Source organism: Streptomyces sp. NRRL WC-3618 (genome assembly GCF_001280005.1).
In the GTDB taxonomy this organism is placed as follows: domain Bacteria; phylum Actinomycetota; class Actinomycetes; order Streptomycetales; family Streptomycetaceae; genus Streptomyces.
The window spans coordinates 1-25,457 of the sequence record NZ_LGDW01000020.1; the positions used below are offsets into that span (position 1 = coordinate 1).

Genomic DNA, 25,457 nt, shown 5'->3' on the forward strand with positions numbered 1-25,457 from the left:
GGTGGGCACCGGGGCGCTCTGTTCGGGGCCGGGCGCATGGTGGGCGGGGCGCCCCGGGTGCGGCTCGGGCTCGGCACGGCGATCGGCGTGGCCCTCGGTGGGGCGTCCGGGGCGGTTGCAGGAGACCGTGCGGGTGACGATGCGGCCGGAGGGGGTGCGCTCGCGGGGCCTGCGCAGGTAGCCGTGGGTTTCCAGTTCGCGCAGGGCGGCGGCGATACGGTCCGCGCCTTCCGGGAAGCGGGCGGTGAGCGTCTTGATGTCGACGCGGGCACCGGCGGGCAGCGACTGGATATGGACGCTCAGTCCGATGGCGAGCAGCGACAGCTCGGGATGCTGGGCGAGGTGGTTGCCGATCACCGTGAAGCGGGTGGTGTGGCGGGCGTTGTCGTGGACGACGCCGGAAACGCCGGAGCTGGAGCGCCGGTTCGGGTGTTTGTCGCCTGCAATACGGGACTTGGCGTGCGAGGGCACGCTAAGGTTTTTCGTATCCATCGGGAAGCTGTTTTCTTCCTTGTTGGTCAGGCCCTCGCATTGGGATGCCAGTCCCGGCGAGGGCCGTCGTATGTCCGCCGTCAGCGGTTGTCTGTGGTGGTCCTGCTGCGCTGAGCGTAAGGCAGGCAACCGGGCACAAATCCAGCCGAGTTGGCGATGTTCACTCGGGCGAGTGAGTTTGCGCGGAAGCGGAAGCGGCCCGTGGTCGCCGTCGCCGTCGCCGTCGCCGTCGCCCTCGCCGTCGCCGTCTCCGGCGGGCGGGCGGGCGGGCAGGCAGGAGGGGGGTGGGGTTTGGTTGGTTTCTTTCTCCCTACGTTTCTTGGGAAAGACCGCTGGTCGCCCCGGAGCACGGAGGGCGGGGTTCCGGAGCGACCTCGATGCGCGGGGGCGTCGGCGATGACGTACATCGTGAGCCGGAGGTCGCGGCTACACGGTCCAGGCCGGCACCGACTTCTCGGTGCCGCCGGGGGCGGAAGCGGCGGCGCCCGGAGGGGCGGCGACCATGGCGGCGAAGCCCACCTCCGGGTCGGCCTGCACGCGGCGCGGCACCTCCGCGGGCATGACGACCGTGTCGCCCGGTACCAGGACGTGCTTCTCGCCGTCGAGCTCGAGGGTCGCGCCGCCGTCCAGCACCGTCCACACCTGCTCGGCGTCGAACGTGTGGAGGGGGCCGGTGGCGCCGGGCCGCATGTCGACGCGCCACAGAGCCATTCCGGCACCGCCCAGCGTCGGTGAGGCAAGCGTGGTCATCACGGCGTTGGGGGTCTCGGTCCGGCGGCTCTCGGCGTGGTGGATGACAGGCATCGTGGAATCCCCTAAACTCGACAACATGGTTGTCGAAATGGTGAACCTGGTTGTCGATCGTGTCAAGTGACTCCCCCGAGCTGCCTGAATCCCCTGGCTTCGAGCTGCCCCTGCGACTGTTTCTGGCCTTCCGCGTCCTGATCGACGACCTCCACGACGAGCTCGCACGCCAAGGACACCCCGACGTCCGGCCGATGCACGGCTACGTCTTCCAGGCGATCGGCCCGGACGGCACCACCGCCGCGGATCTCGGCCGTCGGCTCGGAGTCTCCAAACAGGCGGCGGGCAAGACGATCGACACGCTGGAGCGGCTCGGTTACGTGGAACGCGGCGCGGATCCCGTCGACGCGCGGCGCAAGATCGTGCGACTCACCGACCGGGGCACGGACTGCCTGGCCCGGTCGGCGCGCATCTTCGACCGCCTCCGGGCCGACTGGGCTCGTACGCTCGGCGAAGACCGGCTCCGCGCGCTGGAGGCCGACCTTCGGCGGATGACACCGTCGGAGCCGTTCGTGCTCGACGTGCCCGGCTGGTTCGGCGGCTCGTAGCCGACGTGCCCGGGCATGTCGGGAATCCGGGCACGAAAGAACCCGACCGCTGGCGACGGGGGATGCACCAGCGATCGGGCTCTGGCCAAGGGTAACAAGCCCACATGCTCAGTGGGAGTCGACTGCTCTCCTCTGGTGACCAGTTGTGACTGGGATCACTCCCGTTCACCCCTGCTCCAGTACAACCGTTTCCGTGTGCCGAGCGTTGGACCGGGACCATCAGGCATGCGCTCCGACGACTGGTACCTCACCGACGACATCGATGAATTCCGCGCGCGGGCCTGGGAGTTCCTGTGCTCGCGGCCCGCCCTGCACACCACCGCGCTGACCACGTTCGAAAAGCTGCGGACGGTCGAGACGGCTGCGACGACCGCGCCCCCCACCACCGCCACCCCCGCCACACACGCACCCGCAAACGCCCCCGTCCTCGGCCGACTGGAGCGATCCGGCGAGGTCGGCGCCGTCTTCTACCGCTTCGCCCCGAAGAACCTGCTGAGCCTCACCCCCCTCACCCCCGAGCAGGCCGACACCCTCGCCGCCCACCTGGCCGCTCTCGGCCACCGCCTCCCGGGTGTCAGCGCGGAACACGGCACCGCCGCCGCTTTCGCCGAGGCCTGGCAGCGGCACACCGGCGCGACACCGACCCTCCGCACCTCGATCAACCTGTACCGTCTCGGCACCCTCACCCCGCCGCAGCCCGTCCCGGCGGGCCGGGGCCGACTCGTGGGCGGGGAGGAGCACGAGCACCTGATGAGCTGGTGCCGCGAACTGGCGAAGGACCTCGGGGAGGACGTCACCATCAACGCCGACACCTGGGCCGGCACCCGCTTCGGCGAGAAGCGCTACACGTACTGGGTGACCCCGGACGGCACACCCGTCTCCCTGGCGGGCGTGAACCCGATGGTCGCAGGACACGTCCGGGTGGACCCCGTCTACACCCCGGCCCACCTGCGCGGTCGCGGCTACGCGGGTGCCGTGACGGTCGCGGTCAGCCGCGCCGCGCTCGACGCGGGCGCCACGGACGTCGTGCTCTACGCGGACCCGAACAACCCCACCAGCAACGCCCTCTACCAACGCATCGGCTACCGCCTGATCGCCGGCTGGGGCGTGTACGACTTCGCGTGAACCGAAAGGGGGGCTTCCCTCACCCGTCGCACGGCGGCTCGTACGACAACCGGGGCAGATACACGTGCCACTTCTCCGCCGTCAGGACGCCTCGGGTCGTCGAGCAGATGTGGGTGACGGCCGTATCGACGTCGAGGTTCCACAGCCGGACCGTGTCCGCGCCGCTCGACACCCCGACGATGCCGCCGCGCGGGCTGAACGCGAGGAAGTTGCCCGTCTTGGCGTTGGGGTTCATCGACTGGCCGATGGACCTGGCCCGCGACGGATCGGCGACGCTCCAGAGCAGGACCGCGTTGTCGTTGCCGCCGCTCGCCAGGACCTCTCCGTCCGGGCTGAACGACAGCGACTCGACCGACTCGGTGTGCCCGGTGAGGGGGGAGCCCACGCTGTGGGTCCGCGCCGGGTCGGTGACGTCCCAGAGGCGGACCGTGCCGTCGTCGCTCCCGCTGGCCAGCGTACGGCCGTCCGGGCTGAGGGCCAGCTCGTTGACGGGGCCGGAATGTCCCCTGAGCACCTTGCCGAGCGGGGTGGCCCTGGCCGGGTCGGTGACGTTCCACAGGCGGACCGTGCCGTCCGCGCTCGCGCCGGCCAGCGTACGGCCGTCCCGGCTGAAGACGAAGGAGTCGACGTAGCCCCGGTAGCCGGTGAGCTGGGGGCCCAGCGGGCGCAGCCGGGCCGGGTCGGTCGCGTCCCACAGCTGCACGGTGAAGTCCTCGTACGCCGTGGCCAGCGTGCGTCCGTCCGGGCTGAACGCCACCGTGGCCGCGAAGCGGGTCTTCAGCCTGACGGGGGCCGCCCAGGGGACGGGACGCTTCGGATCGCTGACGTTCCACAGCTGCACCGTGCTGTTTCCCGCCGCCAGGGCGAGGGTGCGGCCGTCGGGGGAGAACACCGGTGTCCGTACCTCGCCCTCCCCGGGCGTGAACGGTTCGCCCAGTGCCACGGGCCGGCCGGGCCGCTCCACGTTCCACAGCCGGACCTGGCCGTCGCGCGAGCCGGTGGCGAGCAGCTTGCCGTCCGGGCGGAACACGCCGATCCGGCCGATCATGTCCGACATCGGCAGCGACCACAGCCGCACCTTGCTGTCGCCGCTCCCGGTGGCGAGCGCACGGCCGTCGGGGCTGAAGCCCAGCGCGTACATCTCGCCGCTGCTGCCCGTGAGGGGTTCGCCGACCTGCGAGGGGTAGTGCGGATCGCTGACGTTCCACAGGCTGGCGGTGCTGTCCGCGCTCGCGGCGGCCAGCATGGTCCCGCCCGGGTTGAAGGCCACCGACCAGATCGCGTCCGTGTGGCCGGTCAGCGGTGCGCCGAGCTGGGCGGCGCGCACGGGGTCGGACACGTCCCACAGCCGGATCGTGTCGTCGGCGGCGCCGCTGGCGAGGGTGCGGCCGTCGGGGCTGAAGGCCACCGAGTGCACCAGGTCCGTGTGCCCGGTCAGTTTCGTGGCGTACCGCTTGGGGTCGCTCGGCCTCGACACGTCGTACAGCCGGATCGCCCTGTCGTCGCCGGCCGCCGCCAGTCGCCGGCCGTCGCGGCTGAACGCGATGGCGCGCACGGCGGCCTCCGCGCCGGTGAGCGTGGCGAGCGGGGTGGGGCGGGCCGGGGCGGTCATGTTCCACAGGCGGACCGTGTGGTCCTCGCTCGCCGAGGCGAGGGTGCGGCCGTCCGGGCTGAAGGCGATCAGATAGATCGTGCCGTCATGGCCGTTCAGGGGGGTGCCGAGAGGGCGCGGGTGGGCGGGGTCGGTGAGGTCCCAGCGGCGGATCGTGCCGTCGTCGCCCGCGCTGACCAGGGTGCGGCCGTCGGGGCTGAAGACCGCGCTGCTCACCCAGCTCGCGTTCGCGACCAGGGGTTTGCCCAGCGGCCTGGGGTGCGTCCGGTCCGACACGTCCCACAGCCGTACGGTCCTGTCGTAGCTCGCGGTGGCCAGGAGCCGTCCGTTCGGGCTGAACGTGGTGAGGTAGACGGCGCCGGAGTGGCCGGCCAGCGGGGTGGCCAGCGGGGTGTTCACGATCGAGATCAGCCGGCTGCGGGTGCCCGCGTCGTCCGGGCGAAGCTGATGGGCGACCAGGCTGAGCTGCGCCGACAGCGACGGGTCCGTGGACTGGACGCGGTCCGCCTCGGCGAGCACGTTCTCGAACACCGCGTCGTCGCGCTGCTGCCGGGCGATCAGCGCCGCACCGCCCGCCAGCAGGGCCAGCGCCACGACCACGGCGACGGCGGCGCGGCGCATCAGGACGGTACGCCGGCGCAGCTTCACCGAGGCGGCCAGGAACTGCACCGCGCTGCGGGTCAGGAAGGTGTCACCGGCGGACCTCGCCCAGGTGTGCGTCTGCTCCAGCCGGGAGCCCCGGTAGAGGAGGGAGGAGTCGCGCTTCGACTCCTCCCAGGATCTGCTGTCCTCCTCGACGCGCTGGCGCAGCAGGTTGCCGCCCCGGTCCTCGTCGATCCAGTCGCGCAGCCGGGGCCAGGCGTGCAGCAGCGCCTCGTGGGTGATCTCCACGCTCTCCGCGTCGAGCGTCACCAGCCGGGCGCGCACCAGGGTCTCGAGGGACTCCTCCGTCTTGGCCGGGTCCGCCGACTCGGCGGCCAGTTGGCGTCGGGTACCGCGTCTGCGGGTGGCCTGGGTGTCCTCGCCGAGGCGTACCAGGCGCAGCAGCAACAGCCTCGCGGCGCAGCGGGCCGCCGGGTCGAGGCCCGCCCAGGCGCGTTCGGCGGTCGCGGCCACGGCGCCCTGGATGCCGCCGGCCGCGCGGTAGCCGGACAGCGTCAGCCGTCCCGCCTTACGGCGCTGCCAGGTGGCGAGCAGGGCGTGGGAGAGCAGCGGCAGCACGCCCGCGTCGTGCGTTCCGCGCGGTCCGTCGGCGCTCACCTCCCGGACGATCAGCTCCGCGAGCCCCGGTTCGAGCTCCAGGCCGACCGCCTTGGCGGGGCCGGTCACGGCCTCCCGCAGCTCGGCGCCGGTCAGCGGCCCGAGGACCATGTGCCGGTGCTGGAGCGCGTCGGCGAGCTCGGGATGACGCAGACACTGGTCGTAGAAGTCGGCGCGGATCCCGAGGACGACAAGAGTGGGCGCCCCGCCGCCGAGACCGTCCCGCTCACCGGGGCCGGGGGGCGAGGAGGCGGCGTGAAGAACCTGGATGAAGGCGTTGCGGACCGTCTCGTCAAGACAGAGAGTGAACGTTTCCTCGAACTGGTCGACGATGATGACGGGGCGGGCGGGGAGGGCGGCGGGGTTGCCTGGGGCGGCGGGAGCGTTGGAGGTGGCCAGGGAACCCGGGGTGTCTGGGGCAGTCGGGGAGCCGGAGGCGGCAGGGGTCTCGGAGACAGCCGAGGTGCCGGGTGCGGCAGGGGAACAGGAGGCGCCAGGGGAGCCGGAGGCAGTCGGGGCGTCGGAGGCGGCGGAGCCAGAGGCAGCCGAGGGGCCGGCTGCATCGGAGGCGGCGGGAGAGCCGGAGGCAGCCGGGGAGCCGGAGGCGGCGGGAGAGCCGGAGGCAGCCGGGGAGCCGGAGGCGGCGGAGCCAGAGGCAGCCAGGGTGTCGAAGGCGCCAGGGGACCCAGGGGCGTCGGAGGCCGGCGGGAAGCCAGAGGCAGCCGGGGAGCCGGAGGCGGCGGCGAAGCCAGAGGCACCCCGGGTGCCAGAGGATCCAGGGGCATCGGAGGCCCCCGGGGCGCCAGGGACATAGGTGGCACCCGGGGTGCCCGGGTCCCCCGAGCCCCCCGGCGAGCCGGACGCCCCAGCAGCGTCCCGCCGGGCCCAGGCGGCCACCGTCTCCCGTACCGCACGGGCGAATTCCGGCGTGCCGGGCTCGGGCGCCGACTCCCCGCCCAGGGACAGGATCTCCGCGAGGCCGGGTATACGGCGGGTCAGTTCGGCGAGGGGATCGCTGCCCGGGACGAGCTGAACGACCTCCCGCGGCGCCTGCCCCGGTCCGCCGAGTGCCCCCTCCTGCAGCGCGGGCACCAGCCCGGCGCTCAGCAGGGACGACTTGCCGGCCCCGGACGCGCCCACCAGCATGACCAGCCCGCCGGTGCCCGCGTCGGTGTCGCCGGGGCCCGCGGTCTCCGCCGCGCGCAGCTGGGCGACCAGCGCGTCGGTGCTCCGTTCCCGGCCGAAGAACCAGCGGGTGTCCTCCCGGCGGTACGAGGCGAGGCCCCGGTAGGGGCACACCCCGCCCGGCACGGCCGGGACCTCGACGGCCGGCGGCTCCTGGTCCTCGGGGGAGCCCGGAGCCCGGTCACCGACGGGGTCGGCGACGGCGCGCTCCCACAGGTGCTGCCACTGGACCATGTCGTACAGCCCGGGGGAGACGGGCACGGGCCGGGCGCGCCGGGCCAGCGGGACGAGGACGCTCAGGACGGCGGCGAGGGCGGCGAACTGGGCGGGCACGTTCCTGGCCCGCCGCCAGTCGCTGATCCGCTGCACGGACACCCGAACCGGTCGGCCACGCTCGTCGACCCGCTGCAACTGGACGACGGCCTCGGCCACCCGCTTGAGGGGGGGATTACCGGCCTCCTTGTACAAGAGGGAGAGCCGCTCCGCGAACGCCGTGCGTGGCCCTGAGTCGGAACTCAAGGTCTCCACCCCTTACTCCCCTGCGTCTGAATATCCGGTGTCGTCCGGACCGGAAAACCCACTCTATACGCCTGACCTGCGGTTAAGCCCTCGGAGCTGGACCGGAACCTCCTCTTTGGGAGCGGTGGATGGCAGGATCATGACGCAACAAGGAATCAGCCACGCGGTGTCCGACCGGACGACCAGCGCAGCGATCCTCAGGCCAGCTCGGACACCGAATGTTTTCGGCCGGATTCTGTGGGATTACTCCAGCCGGGGGTGTCGGCCGCACCGCGCGGGCCCGAGATCCGCGGAACCGGCAGCGTCCGGACTCCCCCGGGTCCCCGTCCATCGTTTCGGCACCGGTCCCCACGTGGGGAGGGACCGGTGCCGAACGACGTTGTGGGCGATGCGCGACATCTCCTCCGGCGGAGTGACCAGTAAACCTCCCCTCTTCAGGGCCGCTCGCGCGACGCCGGAGTGCTTCGGGCCAGCGAGTCGATGATCACCGCGGTGATCAGCACCCCGCCGGTGATCATGAACTGGACGGCGGTCTCGACGCCCAGCAGTGCCATGCCCGAGGCGATCGACTGGATGACGAGCACCCCAAGCAGCGCGGACCAGGTCGAACCACGCCCCCCGAACAGGCTGGTGCCGCCGATGACGGCGGCGGCGACGGCGTTGATCAGCAGCATGCCGGTGCCCGAGACCTGGCTCGCCGAGGTGAACCGCGACGCGACGAACAGCCCGCCGAACGCGGCCAGCGTCCCCGCCACCATGAACACCGAGACCCGTACGAGCGTCACGTCCACGCCCGCTCGCCGGGCGGCCTCCACGCCGCCGCCCAGGGCGAGGACCTGCCGGCCGTAGCGAGTGCGGCGCAGCAGGAGATCCGAGGAGACGAGGACGCCGAGGAAGATAAGGAGCGCCAACGGGATCCCCTCGAAACGGTCCAGTACGGCGACGGTGCTGAACGCGACGACCGCGAGCAGTGCCGTACGGGCCCAGATCCCACCCACCGGCCGGCACGGCATCCCGGCGGCGGCGCGGCGGCCGCGGTCGCGGAGGGAGACGAGCAGGTACGCGGCCGTGCAGAGCGCCGCGAGACCGTAGGTGAAGCCGGGGGCGCTGTAGTAGCGGCTGGTCAGCGCGGCGACCAGCCCGTCCTCGCTGAAGTGGATGGTGCTGTCAGGCCCGAGCAGGAGGATCATCAGACCGCTCCAGGCCAGCAGCCCGGCGAGGGTGACGACGAACGCGGGTACGTGGAACTTGGCGAACAGGAACCCGTGGAGGGCCCCGATCGCCGTACCGCAGATCACCGCGAGGATCACGGCGAGCCATTCGGCCATGCCGACGTTCACGTTCAGCGCCGCGAACATCGCGCCCGCCAGCCCGGCCAGCGCGCCCACGGAAAGATCGATCTCGCCGATCAGCAGCACGAAGACGATGCCGACGGCGACCATGCCGGTCCCGACGATGTCCACGCTGAGGACGGAGAGGTTGCGCGGGGAGAGGAACCTTTCGTTGAGGCACTGGAAGACCACCCAGATCACGGCGAGAGCGAGCAGCACCGGGGCAGGCCCGAGCCCCCCTTTGCGCACCCTGCGGCGCACGGCGTCGGCGCCCGCCACGAGACGGGGCTTCATGTTCACGGCCACATCTCGTCCGGGGGCGAGCGGTGGGCGACGGCGTGGTCGGACGCACCGGTGATGGAGGAGATGATCTGCTCCTGGGAGGTGGTGTTCACGTCGAAGAGCCCGTTGTTGCGGCCCAGGCGCAGCACGGCGACCCGGTCGGCGACGGCCTTGATGTCACTCATGTTGTGGCTGATGAGAAGCACCCCGAGCCCTTGGTCGCGCAGTTCCTCGATCAGGTCGAGGAGCTGGTTGGTCTGCTGGATGCCCAGGGAGGCGGTGGGCTCGTCGAGCAGGAGCAGCCGGGGCGAGCCAAGGAAGGAACGGGTGATCGCGACGACCTGCCGCTGACCGCCGGAGAGGCTGGCGAGCGGCACCCGCACATCGGGGATCCGGATGGACAGGGTGTGCAGCAGCTCGCGGGTCCGGCGTTCCATCTCGACCTCGTCGAGGACGCCGAAGCGGTGGATCTCCCGGCCGAGGAAGAGATTGGCGACGACGTCGAGGTTCTCGCACATCGCGAGGTCCTGGTAGACGGTGGCGATCCCGAGGCCGCTGGCGTCCTGGGGCCGCCTGATCTGTACGGCGCTGCCCTGCCACTCGATGACCCCCTTGTCGGGGGGACCGACCCCCGAGATCACCTTGACCAGGGTGGACTTGCCGGCGGCGTTGTCACCGACGAGGGCGACCACCTCCCCGGCCCGGATCTCGAGTTCGATGTCGACCAGCGCCTGTACGGCGGCGAACCGTTTGGAGACGCCTCGCAGCGCCAGCAGGGGCTGACCGGGCACGGGTCACCTCCTTCCCCGAGAGAACGGAACCTGGTCAGGTGAGGCCGGCCCGGTCACAGGCGGGCCTCAGGGCCGGGGTGCAGATCTGCTCGACGGTGTACAGACCGTCCTTCACCAGCGTGTCCTCGATATTGCCGACCGTCACCGGGACGGACGGCAGCAGGACCGCCGGGATGTCCTTCGTCGTCGGACTGTCGATACCGCCGGTGGCGATGGACCCGACCTTCTCACCGCGCCCGAGGGCGACGGCCATCTCGACGGTGGCGTCGGTCGCGCGCTTGTAGGGCTTGTACACGGTCATGTACTGCGTGCCCCTGACGATCCGCTGTACGGCCATGAGGTCGGCGTCCTGGCCGGTGATCGGGGGCGGCTTCGCGACGTTGGCGGCCTTGAACGCGGCGACCACGGCGCCGGCCATGCTGTCGTTGGCGGACAGCACGCCGTCGATGTTCTCGGCGCCCAGGGCGGAGATGGCGCTGGTCATGTTGTCGTAGGCGTTCTCGGGCCGCCATCCGACGGTGTCGTACGACTTGCCGATCGTCACCTTGCCCTTGAGCACGGCGAGGGCGCCTTGCTTGAACCACGCGGAGTTGGGGTCGGTGGTGGCCCCGTTCATCATGACGATCCGCCGACCGTCCCCCCTGGCACTCATGGCCTTGAGCAGCGCCTCGCCCTGGAGCCGCCCGACCTTGTCCCCGTCGAAGGTCACGTACCCGGAGATCGGCCCCTCCGCGAGCCGGTCGTAGGCGACGACCGGAATGCCCGCCCGGTGCGCTGCCTCGACGGACGGACGCATCAGCTTGGGGTCGACGGCGGCGAGGATGATCACGTCCACACCCCGGGTGATCATGGCCTCGAACTGCTGCTGCTGAACCGTGGGGTCGGAGGTGGCGGCGACGGTCGCGGCGGGACACTCCGGGCACACCACCTTGACCTGCTTCTCGATCAGCGGCCGGTCGAACCGCCCGAACCGGGAGTCACCGCCCCCGGGCATCAGTACCCCGACGTTGATGCTGTCCCCTCCGCCACCGCCGCCCCCGTCTCCGCTTCCGCAGGCCCCGGCGAGGCTCAGAGCGGCGGCGACCGCTACGGCGAGGACCCCGCGTTTCATGGCTGGAAGACCGGCACCGAGACCCATGGTCGTCCCTTTTCGGAGTTATGTGAACTTCGAGCCCAGCGTAGCCAAGCTGCCGCAGCCGCGCTCGGAACGATCAGAGGCACAGGAACGATCAGAGGCACAGGACGGAGGTACCGGCCGATCAGAGGCGCAGGACGATCAGGGCGGTGTCGTCGGTGTTGCCGGCGGGCGGCAGCAGGTCGGTCAGGAGCGCGTCGGCCAGGGCCTCGGGATCCGCGTGCCGGTGCCGGGTGAGGGAGTCGGCGAGGCGGGCCAGACCGGCGTCGATGTCCTCGTCATGGCGTTCGATCAGACCGTCGGTGTACAGGACGAGGACGGAGCCCTCGGTGAACGGCGCACGGGCCTGGGGGCGGGGGACCCGCTCGGGCCGGGCGCCGAGCGACGGGTCCGTGGCCTGGTCGAGGAAGGTGACCGTGCCGTCGGGGTGCACGAGAGCCGGCGGCGGGTGGCCGGCGCAGCTGTAGGTGATGGTGTTGCTGTCCCAGCCGATGAAGGTCGTCACGACGCTGGTCGACTCGGCGCCCTCCACGGAGCGGGCGTACAGGTCGAGGGCGTCCAGGGCCTGGGCGGGCCCGTCCGCCAGACGGGTGGCCCCGCTCAGCGCGCTGCGCAACTGCCCCATGACGCAGGCGGCCGCCAGTCCATGGCCGACGACGTCGCCGACGGCGACCGCGAGGCTCCCGCCGGGCAGATCGACCAGGTCGTACCAGTCGCCGCACACGTTCAGCGTGCCGACGGCGGGCTGGTAACGCACGGCCACCGCGTGCGGCCCGGTCGGGCCCGGCGGAGGCAGCATCGCCGCCTGCAGGGCCAGCGCGACCTCGCGTTCCCGGGCATGCGCCGTACGCAGCCGCTCGTTGACCCCCTGCAGCTCGCGGGCCCGGGTGTACAGCCCGGCCTCCAGCGCCCCGGCACCGCTGTCACCGCCCTGAAGGCCGAAGGCGCGGATGAACTCGGTGACCTCCTCCACCCGGTGCACCACCAGCACGACCTTCCCGTCGGGGCCGAGGACCGGGGCGTTGACCGGGCTCCAGTAGTGCTCCTGCCAGTGGCCGGGCCGTGCGGGGTCCTCGATGTCGTAGCGGATCAGCGCCATCGTCTCCCGCTCGCCGGTGGCCACCGTACGGAGCATCGACGTCTCGGTCTCCCGCATGCCGGTCGAGGCCGGGTCCTCGGGATTCTCGGGGAAGACGTCGAAGATGTAGCGGCCCCGCAACTGTTCACGGGTACGTCCGGACAGCCGTACGAAGTCGTCGTTGGCGTCGACGTACACCAGCTCAGGGGTGAGCAGGGCCATCATGCCGGGCAGGGCCCGGAAGACCGCCGCGTAGTCGACCTGCGGTTCCCTCATGACCTGCCTGTCTGCCGTGCCGTCCGCTTCGGTGCCGAGCGATGCCGTGCCGTTCCACGATAGAAGCGAAAACGGTCCGGGGCGTCGGCATTGCGTTCCGTACGGTGCCGGGTGAGATACTTGCGCGCCGCGAAATCGGCGAAGCATACGGGGGCGCGATGAGCCAGGTGGTGACCGCAGCCATGCTGCGGGTGACGGATGTGCACAAGTCGTACGGTCGGGGCGCCAGCGCCGTGCACGCCCTGCGGGGCGTCTCCTTCGAGGTCCCCCGGGGGGAACTCGTCGCGCTCAAGGGACGCTCGGGCTCGGGCAAGACCACCCTGCTCAACATCGTCGGCGGTCTGGACGAGCCGGACAGCGGACACGTCACCGTCGACGGGCTGAACCTGCGGGACCAGAGCGAGGACGCCCTCCTCGAGCTGCGCCGGGAGCGCATCGGCTTCGTCTTCCAGTCGTTCGGGCTCATCCCCATCCTCACGGCCGCCGAAAACGTGGGCGTGCCGCTGCGGTTGCGCAGGGCGGACCCCCGCGAGCGGCGGGAGCGCGTCGAGCTGCTACTGTCCCTCGTGGGGCTCTCGGACCACGCCGCGCAGCGACCGGGCGAGCTGTCGGGCGGCCAGCGCCAGCGCGTCGCCATCGCCCGCGCCCTGGCCAACAACCCGACGATCCTCATCGCCGACGAACCGACCGGCCAGCTGGACGCGGAAACCGGGCACTCGGTGATGGAGCTGCTGCGCGCGATCGTCCGCAGCGAACAGATCACGGCCCTCGTGGCCACCCACGACCAGACCCTTCTCGACCTCGCGGACCGGGTACTGGAGCTGAAGGACGGCGAGATCACGGAGGCCTAGGCCCAGTCGGGCGGCGCTTCCCCCGGGAGTTCGGAGTTCGGAGTCAGCGGTCCGACTCGTCCGGGCGTACGGCGATGTGGTCGGGTTCCAGTTCCAGGGCGACGCGGTCGCGCATCCCCAGGGCGCGGGTGTACTCGGCGGGGAGCTGGAGGCGGCCGGCCCGGTCGAGCATGGCGTATTCGCGGGCGACCAGGTTCTCCTGACCGGTGGCGGAGTCGACTTCGCTGTGGCGCAGGACCTCCGTCGACGTACGGCCGTCCCGGATGGCGACCGTACGGCGGACCTCACTGGCGACGGACTGGTCGTGGGTGACGATCACGATGGTGGTCCCCAGCTCCTCGTTGGCGGTGCGGAACGCGGCGAAGACCTGTTCGGCGGTGTGGGAGTCGAGTTCACCGGTGGGCTCGTCGGCGAGCAGGACCGCCGGATCGCCCGCGAGGGCGACCGCGAGAGCGACGCGCTGCTGCTGGCCGCCGGACATCTGGTACGGCCGACGGTCGCGGCACTCGGCGACCTCCAGCAGGCCGAGGAGCTCCATGGCGCGCTCGGCCCTGGCCCGGCGCCGGCCCCCGGTGCGGGCCAACTGCAGGGGCAGGGCGACGTTCTGAGCCGCCGTGAGATAGGGCAGGAGATTGCGGGAGGTCTGCTGCCAGACGAAGCCGACGGTCTTACGGCGGTAGGCGAGGCGTTCCCTGGACGACATCGTGACCAGGTCGTGGTCGGCGACCCGGGCCGCGCCGGCGGTGGGCTTGTCCAGCCCGGCCAGGATGTTCATGAGGGTGGACTTGCCGCTGCCGGAGGCACCGACCAGGGCCATCAACTCCCCCTTGCGCACCAGGAGATCGAGGCCTTGCAGGGCCTGCACCTCGATGCCGTCGGCGGAGAAGATCCGGACCAGCCGGTCGCAGGTGATCAGGGCGTCGTGACCGTAGACGGCGGCGTTCCGCTCGGCGCGGGCACGGTCGGTGAGCTCGTGGAACGTCGGGCTGCTGGTCATCGGCTGCTCCTGGGCGGACTGGTGGAGAGAGGGACGTGGGCCGGTGCCGTGAGGGGGCTTGGTCTACGGGTGGTGCTCACCGTCTCTGTGCTCACTGTCTACTCGTCCCCCATCCTCAGTTCGCGCACCGAGCCGCGCCGGCTGGTCCACCAGGCCTGGCCGGCGGGCACCCCGACGGCCAGCAGCAGCACGGTGAGCGCCGGAACCGCCAGCGACAGCGGATCGGTGCGCAGCGCGACCCCCTCCACGGCGGACGACGAGGCCAGGGCGATGGTCGTGAGGTCGACGCCGGGTGACAGCAGGTGGATGCCGGCCCAGCCGGTCAGCAGACCGCCCGCCGCCGCCAGGAACGCCTGCGGGAGGGCCGTCAGGATCAGCAGTCGGCGCCCCTGGGACCGGTTCATGCCCATCGTGCGCAACCGGGCGAGCAGGGCGCCGCGTTCGGGCGCGGTGCGCAGCACGGTCAGCAGCAGGGTGAGGACCGCGTACCCGGCGCTCGCGCCGACCGCGACGCCGTACAGGCGTTCGGCGCCGGACTGGAGGGGTGAGTCGACGTGCCGGGCGCGTTCCTCGGCGCGCAGCCGGACGGTCGCCGTGGTGCCTTCCGCCGCCGAGCGCAGCGTCCGGCCGTTCAGGGCGTCACCGGTCAGCAGCAGGGTCGTCGTACGGGCCATGCCGCGCGGCAGACCGGCGCGGTCCACGATCAGGAAGTCGTCGCCGATCACCGCCGGCGTACTCTCCCGGACCAGGACGATCCGGACGGTGACGGAGGAGCCGTCCGGGAGCAGGACGACGTAGGGGCCGGTGCCGTACTCCTCGGCCACGCGAGCTGAGGCCAGCGCGGGCAGCGGCCGGTCGGCGCCGCCCGCCGTACCGGCGCCCTTCTGCCGGAGGCTCGCCGCGTCGAACGACCCCATTTCCGTGCGCTGCGACAGCTGTGCGTAGGCGTCGGGGTCCACACCGGCCAGCGGCACCTGCTGGCCGCCCTGTTGCGGCTTCGCCTCGTCGATGACGCTCGCCGCCGTCAGGCCCCGTACGCCGGGCAGCCGCCGGACGCGGTCGGGCAGGGCCTCGGGGAGGCTGCCGCCGGCGGTGGTGTCGATACGGCCGTCGGCGCCCACGGCGACCAGCGCGGCCCGGTCGCGGGCCGCCGTGACCCCGGCCAGGACCGAGCCGCCGAACGCGGCCGTGGTCAGGGCGGTGAGCAGGGCCAGCAGCGGCAGCACCGCGAAGCCGGGGGCGCGCGCCACCTGGGCCAGCGCCAGCGGAATCACCGGGCCGCGCAGGCGCGTGGTCGCCCTGCTCAGCGCCCGCATCGGCAGGGGGTGCAGACGGGCCAGCAGCAGAGCCGCGACCACGCCCGTGAGCACCGGGGCGGCGGCGACCAGACCGGTGCTGCCGGATCCCTGCCGGCGCAGTGCGGCGACCGCCCCCGACGCGATGACCAGCACGGTCAGTTCGGCCACCGTACGGCGCCGTGACGGCCGGGCGGAGGCGGAGTCCTCCCGGTCGTCGTGCATCCGTACCGTGCGGTGCGCGAGCACGCCGCGCAGCGGAAGCGCGACGCAGCCGAGCAGGGTGACGGCGAGGGCGGCGGCGACGGCGGGCGCGGTGCGGGCACCGGGCAGGACGAGCAGGGCGGCGGTCAGTCCGAGGGCGCCGGCCGGCACGGCCACCGCCGCCGTCTCCGCCAGCAGCCGAAGGGCGAGGCCGGGCAGCGAGGCGCCACGGGCACGCAGCAGGGCCAGCTCCGCGCGCCGGCGGTCGGCTGCCACCCCGCCGGCCATGACCAGGACGATCACGGCGAGGGTGCCGGTGCCGACGGCGGCCAGGAGAAGCAGCGGGTCGATTCCCGACCGCAGTCCGGCATGGTCGGCGAGGACCCCGTCGAGACTCGTCACGGCCTCCAGACGCGGGTCGCCCCCCTCCCGCAGGCGCTGCACCCCCGGCCCCGACTCGAGGGCGGCGACGGCGGACGCCAGCCGGTCGAGATCACGGCCGTGCAGGGCGGTGACGTCGGGGGCCACCTGCCAGTAACGGTGCGGCATGCCGGGGGAGCTCAGGAGGGCCGGGCCGGCGTCGGGGGCGAGGAGCAGGCCGCCGAGCCAGTAGACGTCCGTGACCGCGCTGCCGGGCTGACGGCTCAGGGCGGGGGTGCGCAGCAGCGGCAGTGCCGACCAGTAGGCGCCCGCAGGGGTGCGCGGGACGACGATCCCGGTGATCCGGACGGTGAGCGTGGCGCCCGGCGCCCCCGGCAGGTGGATCACCGAGCCCACCCGGATGTGGAGCGTGCGCGCGGTGGCGGCGGTGACGGCGGCTTCGACCCGCTCGGTCGTCGCGGTCACCGGTTCGCCCGTGGTGCGCGGCAGCCGGCCCGCGCTGATCCGGGCGTGGGAGGCCAGGCCCTGCTGGGCGGCGAGCACCAGTTGGGCGGGTATGCCGGCGGGCTGGGGAAGCCAGGGGTCGGACGCGTCCATGCCGATGGTCGTCCGTACGCCGTACGACGACTGCGCGGGGTCGGCGACCAGCGGCGCCCGCACGGCGGCGAGCACCTTGGCCCGCGCCGCGGTCAGCGGACCGGGGCGCAGGGCGGCCTCCGCCTCCTGCGCCGTGTCCGTCCACGGCGGCGGGGCGTCCACCTGCACGGTCGTCCGGTCGGGAGAGGCCTGTTCGACCGCCCGGCGCAGTCCCGCGTCCGCGTACCGGTCGACGGCACGCGGGTACGCGGCGGCCAGCGCGGCGGTCACCGCCACCAGCAGCGCGAGGGCCACGGACGTACCGGCGAAGGCCCTGAGCCGGGCCCGTATCCCGGCTCGTACCTGCGGCAGCACCGGCTGCGGGGTCACTGCGTCACCTCGTCCCTGAGAGTCGTCACGGGCTTCGCCCGCCGAAGTACGAGGGCCGCGGTCACCAGGGCGGGGCCCGCCGCGAGGGCCGCCAGCAAGGCGGCCAGCCGCGGGAGCGGAAGTTCCACCAGCACCGGCGGGAGCGGCCGGGTGGCCTGCCCGGTCAGGACGACGAGGGGCACCAGCGCGTGCGTCAGTACCGCGCCCAGGGCCGTGCCGACCAGCAGCGCCAAGGCCACCAGGACGCCGTGCTCGACGGCGACAAGGCGGGCCAGCCGGCGGCGCGGTGTGCCGAGGGCGCGCAGTACGGCGAACTCGTCGTCCCGGACGCGTATCGCCCCCACCGCGCTCACCGCGAAGCCGAGCGAGGCGAAGAGCACCGTCACCCCGGCCGCCGCGACCAGCGCCGCTTCCGGGGCCGCCCCGAACGGGTCGTCGCGCAGTTCGGCCGCGATCTCGTCGCGCACCACCACCTGCTCCGGATCGACGTCGGGCAGGGCCCGCACGGCAGCCGCCGTGGCAGCGGGCGCGGTCGTGCGCAACCACCACTCGGTGGGCGCGAGGCCGCTTCCGTAGCGGGCCTGAAGCACCCGGTCGACGGCCCGGAGATCGACCATCAGGGCCCCGCCGTCCTGCGCGGTGGTCTCCGTCGTGGGCAGCGCGCTCGCGGTGCGGACGAGGCGTACGGGCACGGAACGGCCGTCGAACGGCACCTCCACGCGTTCGCCCTCGCGTGCACCGGACGCGGTGAGGAACCGTCGGGTGGCGACCGCGACGACCTCGGGCGCCGGGGGCTGGGCGACCTTCAGCCGGACCTCCAGCGGCGTGGCGCCCGGCGGGACGTCCGGCGGCAGATATCCGGTGCCGTAGGTCATGGTGACGGGGGCCGTCGACGTGATCCGGGGGCGGGTCGGCCGGGCGCTGTCGTCGGGGGCGAAGGCGGCCGAGTCGGACTCGGCGGAGGTCGCCCACCGCGTCGGCAGGGTCAGCTTCCGGACGTCACCGTCGCCCGCCGTCGCCGTGAGCGTCTCGAGGACCAGGCGGTGCTTGTGGGCACGGCCGGTCGGCTGCGACATGCTCAGGGTGAGCCCGGTCAGCGCCAACGGGCCCTGGGCGCCGTTCAGATCGGGGGTCAGCGGGTGCGGGCGGCCGTCGGCGGCGAGGTGGCCGGACGGTATCTCGTAGGAGGTTCCGTGACTGTCCCGCACGGTGAGCGTGACGTCGGCGCCCGGCCCCGGCGCGGTGCTGTGCAGGGCGGCGGTCAGCGTGAGCCGGGCCGTGCCCTTCGGTATCCCGACGCCCGAGGGCGCCCCGCGCGGGGCGAGCCCGGCGAGCAGCGGACCGTCCGCCAGGTCGTCCCGCGCCAGCACCACCCCGGGTGCCTCCGCCGTGTTCAGGGCCACGACGGTCGCGGTGCGGCTGCCGGAGAGCGGCACGGTGCCACGGACCGCAGGAGTGACGGCGTCGACGTGCGGGAGGTTCGCGTAGACGTCCGTACGGCCCACACCGCCGCTCCCGGCGGTCATGACGCGCACCTCGGTACCCGCGCGGAAGTCGGCCTGGTCGGCCTGGGAACGGTGCCAGGACGCGCCCTGCCCGATCGCGATGACGCCCAGCGCCACGGAGATGACCAGGAGCAGCACCGGACCCGCCCCGCGCATCGGCCGACGGCTGAACTGCCAGCCGACCATGGCCGCGGTCAGCCCGTGCCCACGGGTCAGCAGCCGCTCGCCGACCCGCGCCAGCAGGGGCAGCAGCCGCAGCACCAGAACCGTTCCGGCGAGCAGCACCACGGCGGGCGCCGCCACCAGCAGCGGGTCGACGCCGAGAACACCCTCGCGGTCGGCGGTGACAGCACCGGAGTCCTGGCTGCCGAGCAGCCAGAAGGCGACCCCGGCCACGGCGAGCAGCCCGACATCCCCGCCGGCGCGCAGAGGTCCGGCCAGCGCCCCCGCCCGCACGGTGACGGTGCCCGCGAAGGACGCCCGCCACGCCGGGACGGCCACTGCCAGCGCACACAGCGCGGCCACACCCGCGGCGACCGCCCACACCTCGGCCCGGCCCCCGGCCGGCACGTCGACGCGCATTCCGATCCGGCCCAGCGCCCCCTGCCCGACGAGCAGCCGCGTCAACGGCCCCGACAACAGCGGCGCCACCACCACGGCCGGTACGGAGATCAGCAGGGCCTCCAGCGCGGCCAGGCCCGCCAGCCGGGCCCGGGTGGCACCGCGCGCCCGCAGCAACCGGGTCTCGGCCGTACGTTCGGAGCTGAGCAGTCGCGCGACGAGCAACAGGGCGCAGGCCGCGAGCAGTACGAGCTGACCGGCGACGATCAGCATGCTGGAACGCGTGACGAGCAGGGCGCGTTCGACGCGGTCCAGCACGTCGGGCAACGCGGTGGCCACGACGGTCGCCCCGCCGAGCGAGGGCTGCTTGCGCAACCGGACACTCCCCGAGCGCGCGGCCTCGCGCAGCGCGCCGATCCGCTCCGTCGTCAGCGAGGAGTAGTCGGCGGACGCCAGCCAGCCCGACGCCCCGACGCTCACCCGCCCCGACGCCGGCACACCCGGGGCGGTGAGCAGCGGCCCGTACGTCGTGAAACTCGACGCCTGCACACCCCGGCCGCCCAGCTCGTCCAACTGCCAGTAGGGCGCCCGGACATCCACCGGCCGGTACACGCCGGTGATCAGGACGCGCACCGGCGGTCCGTGCAACTGGTCGGTCAGGGTCAGCCGGGCGCCGGGAGCCACCCCGAGCTGCCGGGCGGCGCGCTGCGGCAGTGCGACCTCTATGATCCCGGCGGTCACCGCCTCACGGGGGAGCCGTCCCGCGACGGTCCGTACCTGTGTGCGATCGAGGGCCGCGAAGTGCGTGAGGTCGGGGTTCCCGCCCCGCTCGGCGGCGGGCCGCAGCGCGAGGGGCAGCGCGTAGGGCCCGGAACGCAGCAGGGTACGTACCCGCACGGGCAGCCCGTCGAAGACGCCCCGGGCCCCCACCCGCACGGCGTCGTCGGCGGCCTTCCGCTCACCGGCGGGCACATCGGCCTTGACCACCAACGCGGCCTCACCAGCGGTACGTTGCCCAGCAAGCGACCGCCGCAACGCCGCATCCCCGATCGCGCCCGAGTAGGCGGTGAGCGAGGCCAGCACGGTAGTGGTCAGCAACACGGTGAGCAGGGCGGCCCCAAGAAGCGCGCGATAAACCCAGGCCCGCAGCCCAACAAACCGCAACAAGCCCGCAGGCAACCCGCGTTCCCCCACCAAACCCCCCGGTTTCCACCACACGGCCCGGGGCGCGATGAGACGCCGGGGGCGTGTGGGTGCAGGTGGGCATTGTAGGACTGAGGTTGGTCGCTTGTGATCGAAAGCCAGGCGTTTTTTGATCCCACAGTTTCGACTTGCCACCTCACCTCGCGCGATATATTCGATCATGTACACTGATACATCATTTGATGTATACAGAGGTGAGGCTCATGAGCAGAACGGTCATCGATCTCGACGACGACGCCCTGGAAGCCGCAGCGAAGGAGCTGGGCACTTCCACGAAGCGGGACACCATCAACACCGCCCTGCGCGAGATCGTCGCCCGCAATCGCCGCCTGCGTGCCCTGCACGAGCTGCAGGATCTCGCGGACGAAGGTGCCCTCGACGTCGAACTCCTCCTGGACAAGCGCAACTACCGAGGTGGTCCCGCCCGGTGAGCGTGGCCGACTACCTCATCGACACGTCGGCCCTGGCTCGCGTACTGCTGCGACAGGCAACCGAAGAGTGGGAACAGCGGATGGGCGCCGGACTGATCGCCTTGTGCGACCTCACCGAACTGGAAGTCCTCTACTCCGCACGTTCCGTGAAAGACCGCGAGGCCATCCAGAAACGTCTGAACCAGTTCACCTGGTGCCCCATGCCCGACGGCATCCATCGCCGAGCCCGAGTTGTCCAACGCGAGCTCACCGCCAAGGGTGAGCACCGCAGCGCCGGAGCCGTCGACCTTCTCGTGGCCGCAGCCGCGGAAGAAGCGGGACTCGCGCTGCTGCACTACGACAGTGACTTCGAAACCATCGCCCGCACCACAGGCCAGCCGGTCCGACGGATCGACCTCAGGTAGCCGGTCGGTTCGGATATCCACCCGCACTACCGAGTGAGCTTGCCGCGCCCGGCGATTCCGACGCCGGGGCACGGCACACGTCGCGGCGCGGCGAGAAAATGCCCCTGAGCTCTGCCAGCCGGTGGCGATCTTCACGCGCGCGGCGAAGGCACGCTGACTTGGCCGGCGGAACAACCGCGACATCCACGAAGATTCGTAAGCGCCGGGCCTCTCGGCTACTGCGACCCGTAGTTGTCGGCGCCGACGTTGTCAGTGCTGACTCTTAGAGTCCCGGTATGGCGATATTCCGGTCCAGCTACTCGCTCAGGCTCATGGTCGAAGAAGCGCGAAAACTCACCGAGCACGCTGGCGTGCGTGAACGGATCGACGCGGTGCTGCGCATCATGGGCGATGGCTTCGGCGGGACGTACGGCAAGGGAAGACCGCTGGTGGACGCCCTGGAAGATGTGGCCCAACAGTGCCTACTCCATGAGGAGTTCGCGCTAGCTCAGCGCTTCCAGAGGTTCGCCGGCTACGCGGGCGGCAAACTCTTCCTTGACACCATTGAGAATTACTACGATGCGGAGGCGCGGCAGCGGAGCGAGGAGTTCATGCGGCGAATGGCGGCAATGGGTACAGAGCGCGCCGTGTCCGTCCTGGAGGCGCTGCGCGCCGAGAATCCCGATGCGAGTGTCACCGACGCCCTTGCTCTCTTCCGCGGCATCGCCCGGTCCACCGGCCATCTGGGTATCGGAGACGGCGAGGGTGGAATCCAACTGTCCACCAAGTACCTCAAGCGCCTCCAGGCGTACGGGCACATGGAACTGATCCTGCGGGATCTGCCCCGGCCGGCCTCCGCCGAAACCGCCCGGATGATGAGCGAGTTCCTGGAAGATGCGGATGCTGGAATGCTGGCTCAGTTGCTTGAACTGCGGGCCAGGCGGGCGGGCCTCGCCTCCCTGCGTGCCGCAGTGAACCGCCCTGAGAGCTCTGAGGGTGCCCTCCACTCCTGCCTGAGGAATCAGGAGTGGATCTTCGGCGGTGCCTTCGTGGCTGAGCTGGCCCGCCGCCAGTACACCCCGGACACCATTCTCGACATTCCGCTGCTGCGAGGGGACGGCTCATTGCAGGTAGTGGAACTCAAGCGCGCCAACATCGAGAAACTGGTCATCCGACCCAGCGGCCAACTCATGCTGGGCGCCCCGGTCCACCAGGCGGTCTCACAGGCGCAGAACTACCTACGGACTCTGGACGAGGGCCGTGAAGCCATCCTCGCGCGATACGGAGTCGACACGCGCAGGGCCTCTGCCACAGTCGTGATCGGGCATCCGCAGTACGTGAGTGAGGGGATCACGCCCCAGCAGGTAGCGGACACGCTGCGAACCTACAACACGCATATGGCGCGCATAGAAGTGATCACCTACGAGACCTTGCTGGATTCCGCGGAGCGGTTGCTGGCGCTCTCGGCGGACGAGCAGAGCTCCGGCCCAGTTGACGGACACACGGCATGAACGACCACTCTCCCGCGATCGAGCCGCTCCTGGCGAGACTCTGCGGTGGCGCCATCAGCGGCAAGGACTACGTCGGCTACTTCATGAACGAGCACGGCGAGGAACTCGTCTTCGCCCAGCGGCGGGGCGACAAGACCGCCCGGCTCTGGCACAGCGACGTGGACTGGAAGATGGTCCGGGTCGGTGATCATTCGATACGACTCGACGGAGCCATGGAAGGGGTGATCACTGTGGCCGACCTGATCATCGACCGCTCTGAGGCGACATGGTTGTCCTCCTGCCTGGCAGCCTCCCGCCATCTGCGCCCGGGGCGCGCTTGAGTCGTACAGAAGCAGGCCCGCCAGGTCGATCCCGTAGGCACCCGGCCTGGTGTTTGTCTGCCGCGGTGGTGGGATTCGAGCCCGATGACCTTTAGGTCCCGAATTACTAGCCGTTCTTGGCGAGGGCTCGCGGGGTACTCCGCTGTACGCACGACAGAGGCCCATTCACAATCCCGTGAATGGGCCTCTGACCTGTGTCGGGGTGGCGGGATTTGAACCCACGACCTCTTCGTCCCGAAGCAACTTGGGTGGGGGTGGCGCCTTGGGCTGGTGTGGCTTTCGCCTGCGTTGATGGTCCGCAGACGTTCGCGGGCGTCCGCCGCTGTTCGTGGGCGTTGTCACGCAGTTAGACACTCACCGTCCGATCGCACGATACGGCAAAGGCACGGTCTGGTCTGGGTTGATCCAGTAGAGAATGCACAGTGGACGTAGCTGCGGAACTGCGGGCTCTTACGGCCTCTTTGGCGCGAGAAGAGGGGGTCTTCGGCCGTGTGGTCGAGGAGGCCGGCGGATCCGTTCCGGAACTCGTCCGCCGAGTTGTCGGGCCGGAGACCTGAGGCAGCGGGTCGTGATCGGCTACACCACGGCCGGGGACACGACCGTGGCAAGCCGGTGCGGCTAGCGCAACAGCCACGCCGCGTGTTTGTCCCGGGCTGCCTGGGCGAGGACTCCACGGAGTGCTTCCCTTGTCCGGCCGCGTGTCTTGACGGCGTGACAGTTCGGGCAGAGGGCGACCATCTGTGAGGGGTGGTCACGGCCTCCGGCGGCGATCTCTTCTACGTGGTCGACTTCGAGGATTGGCCGCCCGTCGTCGGTCAAGTCGTCCGGCTGTCCGGGACACCTGGGGTTCTCGCACCGGCCGTCGCATCTGATGAGGACGGCTTCGCGGGCTTGCGAGATGCGCACCGGCCGGGAGTTGGTACCGCTGGAGCGCTTTCCTCTTGTAGCAGCCTCACGGTGCTCGGCTGCCTCAACGAGTCTGCGGTACTCGGTGCCCCGGTTCGGATGCGGCGCCGGTTCCGCGCGGGGCGGGGGTACGTCAGGCACTCGGGCAAGCCGCTCGCATCGGGCGTGCCGAGGTGAGCCGATGGGGACTCCGCTCTTGCCGCAGACCGGGCACGGCTTGTCGCTCGCGACCGGCAGGTCCCTTCGAGCCGCCGGAACGGTCGGTGATGTGTGTGCGGGTTCCTCTCTCGGGAGCCGTGCAGGTGTCTGGGGTAGATCGGGGGCGGGTTCATCCGGCCGGGCTCGCGCCTCCATCTCTGCGCGGGCAGCGAGTTGGGCCCGGTAGACCTCGTCCAGTGCGCCCCGTACGCGGCGGGGCTTCTTCTTCGGCTGCTTCTGCGGCTTGCTGGTGAGAGGCGGGGTCTGGGCCTTGGGCTGCTTTTGCTTCCGAGGCTTCTGCCCTTTCCCGCCTTCCGCCTGGGGCCTCCTGTTGATCCGGATGAGGTCCCGTCGCATTTCGCGGGTGACCAGCCTGCGCTTCGGCAGGCGTCCACCTTCAGGCAGTGCGGCTGCCTCGCTCTTGTGGCTTCCGGCCTTCTCCTTGGCCTTGTTCAGGGCTTGACGGCGCACTTCGGCCTGCTCTGCGATGCGGGCGGCATCGCTTGCCCTTCGCGCTTCGACCTCTTCGGCAGAGAGTCTGGGTGCGCGGGCTAGGGCTTCGGCGATTCTCTTGCTCGACGCCATATCACCTTCCTTTCGTGCCTTCACCTGGTGTCGCACCAGGCCCACCTGAGTGGTCTCGACTGCGAGCGAAGGTGTTCCAACCGTCCGGGCCCGCGCGGCGCTGCCGCGTTCGGTGGCGAAGGCCCTCACCTCCTCTCATAAGGGCGGGAGGTGGTGTACGGCCTCTATGTAGTTCTCACGTATCAGCGCCTCCGGGATGGGTCATGTCCCCCTGGAGTGTTTTGCCCGGGGCCGTTGTCGTGTGCGGTGCCCGGACAGCACCGTGGTTCCCCGTGGTTTCCCGCTGGATCGGGCACGGATGGGGCATGTGCACCTTCTGACCGGTAGCTCTATAGGGATCGGTCGACAGGGGTCGTAGGGGTTACTTTTTGGTCCCTGCGGGTGGTTGTTGGTCATGGTCGGTTGCAGAGGTTGTTGTACTTCGCTGCTGTACAGCTTGGGTAGCTAGGCGGGCGTTGGCGAGGTTGTTGCGGCTGTTCAGGGTGTCGGGGTGGGTGTCGCCTAGCACCTGTTCGCGCTGGGCGAGAGTGGCCTCCAGCAGGGGGATGGCCCGTCCCAGATCCTCCAACGCGTAGTAGGCGCTGGCGAGGTTGTTGCGGCTGCGCAGGGTGTCGGGGTGGGTGTCGCCCAGCACCTGTTCGCGCTGGGCGAGAGTGGCCTCGTGCAGGGGGATGGCGCGTCCCGGATCCCCCGCCGCCCGGTAGGCGCTGGCGAGGTTGTTG

General features: G+C 71.5%; 18 protein-coding genes and 1 pseudogene. 7 read left to right on the forward strand and 12 right to left on the reverse strand.

The features are described from left to right. A pseudogene (locus ADL01_RS03690) lies at positions 1-492 on the reverse strand (helix-turn-helix domain-containing protein); the annotation flags it as partial. 426 nt (positions 493-918) lie between these two features. Further along, on the reverse strand, positions 919-1,296 hold the full coding sequence (locus ADL01_RS03695) for a cupin domain-containing protein (protein ID WP_053740413.1): 378 nt from the start codon (positions 1,294-1,296) through the stop codon (positions 919-921). Between the two features lie 50 nt (positions 1,297-1,346). On the opposite strand from ADL01_RS03695, the gene ADL01_RS03700 reads away from it, so the two are divergent. Together ADL01_RS03700 and ADL01_RS03705 are read left to right on the forward strand one after the other, a co-directional pair. Beyond that, on the forward strand, positions 1,347-1,844 hold the full coding sequence (locus tag ADL01_RS03700; RefSeq protein ID WP_234354488.1) for a MarR family winged helix-turn-helix transcriptional regulator: 498 nt from the start codon (positions 1,347-1,349) through the stop codon (positions 1,842-1,844). A 225-nt stretch (positions 1,845-2,069) separates the two neighbouring features. After that, on the forward strand, positions 2,070-2,969 hold the full coding sequence (locus ADL01_RS03705) for a GNAT family N-acetyltransferase (protein ID WP_053740414.1): 900 nt from the start codon (positions 2,070-2,072) through the stop codon (positions 2,967-2,969). A 19-nt stretch (positions 2,970-2,988) separates the two neighbouring features. On the opposite strand, the gene ADL01_RS03710 is transcribed toward ADL01_RS03705, so the two are convergent. From ADL01_RS03710 to ADL01_RS03730, 5 genes are all read right to left on the reverse strand, one after another. Continuing rightward, positions 2,989-7,554: a PD40 domain-containing protein gene (locus tag ADL01_RS03710; RefSeq protein ID WP_053740415.1), complete on the reverse strand. Its 4,566-nt coding sequence runs from the start codon at positions 7,552-7,554 to the stop codon at positions 2,989-2,991. 425 nt (positions 7,555-7,979) lie between these two features. Next, positions 7,980-9,170 (reverse strand): sugar ABC transporter permease, encoded by a 1,191-nt coding sequence (locus ADL01_RS03715; RefSeq protein WP_053740428.1) that lies wholly within the window; start codon positions 9,168-9,170, stop codon positions 7,980-7,982. 2 nt (positions 9,171-9,172) lie between these two features. After that, positions 9,173-9,949, reverse strand: coding sequence for an ATP-binding cassette domain-containing protein (locus ADL01_RS03720; protein ID WP_199834747.1), 777 nt, complete (start codon positions 9,947-9,949; stop codon positions 9,173-9,175). A gap of 34 nt (positions 9,950-9,983) precedes the next feature. Further along, positions 9,984-11,087: a sugar ABC transporter substrate-binding protein gene (locus tag ADL01_RS03725; RefSeq protein WP_053740416.1), complete on the reverse strand. Its 1,104-nt coding sequence runs from the start codon at positions 11,085-11,087 to the stop codon at positions 9,984-9,986. A 121-nt stretch (positions 11,088-11,208) separates the two neighbouring features. Then, positions 11,209-12,438: a PP2C family protein-serine/threonine phosphatase gene (locus tag ADL01_RS03730; RefSeq protein ID WP_053740417.1), complete on the reverse strand. Its 1,230-nt coding sequence runs from the start codon at positions 12,436-12,438 to the stop codon at positions 11,209-11,211. 158 nt (positions 12,439-12,596) lie between these two features. Between ADL01_RS03730 and ADL01_RS03735 the strand changes: the two genes are divergently transcribed. Further along, positions 12,597-13,289 (forward strand): ABC transporter ATP-binding protein, encoded by a 693-nt coding sequence (locus tag ADL01_RS03735; protein ID WP_053740418.1) that lies wholly within the window; start codon positions 12,597-12,599, stop codon positions 13,287-13,289. A gap of 43 nt (positions 13,290-13,332) precedes the next feature. On the opposite strand, the gene ADL01_RS03740 is transcribed toward ADL01_RS03735, so the two are convergent. The 3 genes from ADL01_RS03740 to ADL01_RS03750 all read right to left on the reverse strand — a co-directional run bounded on the left by ADL01_RS03740 (position 13,333) and on the right by ADL01_RS03750 (position 20,308). After that, positions 13,333-14,286: an ABC transporter ATP-binding protein gene (locus ADL01_RS03740; RefSeq protein ID WP_053740419.1), complete on the reverse strand. Its 954-nt coding sequence runs from the start codon at positions 14,284-14,286 to the stop codon at positions 13,333-13,335. Between the two features lie 98 nt (positions 14,287-14,384). Continuing rightward, complete coding sequence (locus ADL01_RS03745; protein WP_053740420.1) at positions 14,385-17,132, reverse strand: FtsX-like permease family protein; 2,748 nt, start codon at positions 17,130-17,132, stop codon at positions 14,385-14,387. Then, entirely contained in the window at positions 17,129-20,308 is a 3,180-nt protein-coding gene (locus ADL01_RS03750; RefSeq protein ID WP_234354489.1) for an ABC transporter permease, read from the reverse strand. Before ADL01_RS03750 ends, ADL01_RS03745 begins: the two co-directional genes overlap by 4 nt. 296 nt (positions 20,309-20,604) lie before the next feature. On the opposite strand from ADL01_RS03750, the gene ADL01_RS03755 reads away from it, so the two are divergent. From ADL01_RS03755 to ADL01_RS03770, 4 genes are all read left to right on the forward strand, one after another. Further along, positions 20,605-20,832 carry a type II toxin-antitoxin system VapB family antitoxin gene (locus ADL01_RS03755; RefSeq protein WP_053740422.1) on the forward strand — a complete coding sequence of 76 codons (228 nt, stop codon included), beginning with the start codon at positions 20,605-20,607 and terminating at the stop codon, positions 20,830-20,832. Then, entirely contained in the window at positions 20,829-21,236 is a 408-nt protein-coding gene (locus tag ADL01_RS03760; RefSeq protein WP_053740423.1) for a PIN domain nuclease, read from the forward strand. Before ADL01_RS03755 ends, ADL01_RS03760 begins: the two co-directional genes overlap by 4 nt. 275 nt (positions 21,237-21,511) lie before the next feature. Continuing rightward, positions 21,512-22,726, forward strand: a complete 1,215-nt coding sequence (locus ADL01_RS03765) for a Shedu anti-phage system protein SduA domain-containing protein (RefSeq protein ID WP_053740424.1) — start codon at positions 21,512-21,514, stop codon at positions 22,724-22,726. Next, positions 22,723-23,046, forward strand: coding sequence for a hypothetical protein (locus ADL01_RS03770; protein ID WP_053740425.1), 324 nt, complete (start codon positions 22,723-22,725; stop codon positions 23,044-23,046). The genes ADL01_RS03765 and ADL01_RS03770 overlap by 4 nt, the downstream gene beginning before the upstream one ends. A 618-nt stretch (positions 23,047-23,664) precedes the next feature. Here ADL01_RS03770 and ADL01_RS41335 read toward each other — a convergent pair. Further along, positions 23,665-24,735 (reverse strand): HNH endonuclease signature motif containing protein, encoded by a 1,071-nt coding sequence (locus tag ADL01_RS41335; protein ID WP_107090794.1) that lies wholly within the window; start codon positions 24,733-24,735, stop codon positions 23,665-23,667. A 361-nt stretch (positions 24,736-25,096) separates the two neighbouring features. Beyond that, positions 25,097-25,457 (reverse strand): tetratricopeptide repeat protein (locus ADL01_RS03780; RefSeq protein ID WP_159049445.1); only part of this gene is annotated, 361 nt, incomplete at its 5' end.

Excerpts from the sequence above, each read along its gene's own strand:
- ADL01_RS03695 (WP_053740413.1), bottom strand. The coding sequence starts at position 1,296 with ATGCCTGTCATCCACCACGCCGAGAGCCGCCGGACCGAGACCCCCAAC.
- ADL01_RS03705 (WP_053740414.1), top strand. The coding sequence starts at position 2,070 with ATGCGCTCCGACGACTGGTACCTCACCGACGACATCGATGAATTCCGC.
- ADL01_RS03715 (WP_053740428.1), bottom strand. The coding sequence starts at position 9,170 with ATGAAGCCCCGTCTCGTGGCGGGCGCCGACGCCGTGCGCCGCAGGGTG.
- ADL01_RS03725 (WP_053740416.1), bottom strand. The coding sequence starts at position 11,087 with ATGGGTCTCGGTGCCGGTCTTCCAGCCATGAAACGCGGGGTCCTCGCC.
- ADL01_RS03730 (WP_053740417.1), bottom strand. The coding sequence starts at position 12,438 with ATGAGGGAACCGCAGGTCGACTACGCGGCGGTCTTCCGGGCCCTGCCC.
- ADL01_RS03735 (WP_053740418.1), top strand. The coding sequence starts at position 12,597 with ATGAGCCAGGTGGTGACCGCAGCCATGCTGCGGGTGACGGATGTGCAC.
- ADL01_RS03740 (WP_053740419.1), bottom strand. The coding sequence starts at position 14,286 with ATGACCAGCAGCCCGACGTTCCACGAGCTCACCGACCGTGCCCGCGCC.
- ADL01_RS03755 (WP_053740422.1), top strand. The coding sequence starts at position 20,605 with ATGAGCAGAACGGTCATCGATCTCGACGACGACGCCCTGGAAGCCGCA.
- ADL01_RS03765 (WP_053740424.1), top strand. The coding sequence starts at position 21,512 with ATGGCGATATTCCGGTCCAGCTACTCGCTCAGGCTCATGGTCGAAGAA.
- ADL01_RS03770 (WP_053740425.1), top strand. The coding sequence starts at position 22,723 with ATGAACGACCACTCTCCCGCGATCGAGCCGCTCCTGGCGAGACTCTGC.
- ADL01_RS41335 (WP_107090794.1), bottom strand. The coding sequence starts at position 24,735 with ATGGCGTCGAGCAAGAGAATCGCCGAAGCCCTAGCCCGCGCACCCAGA.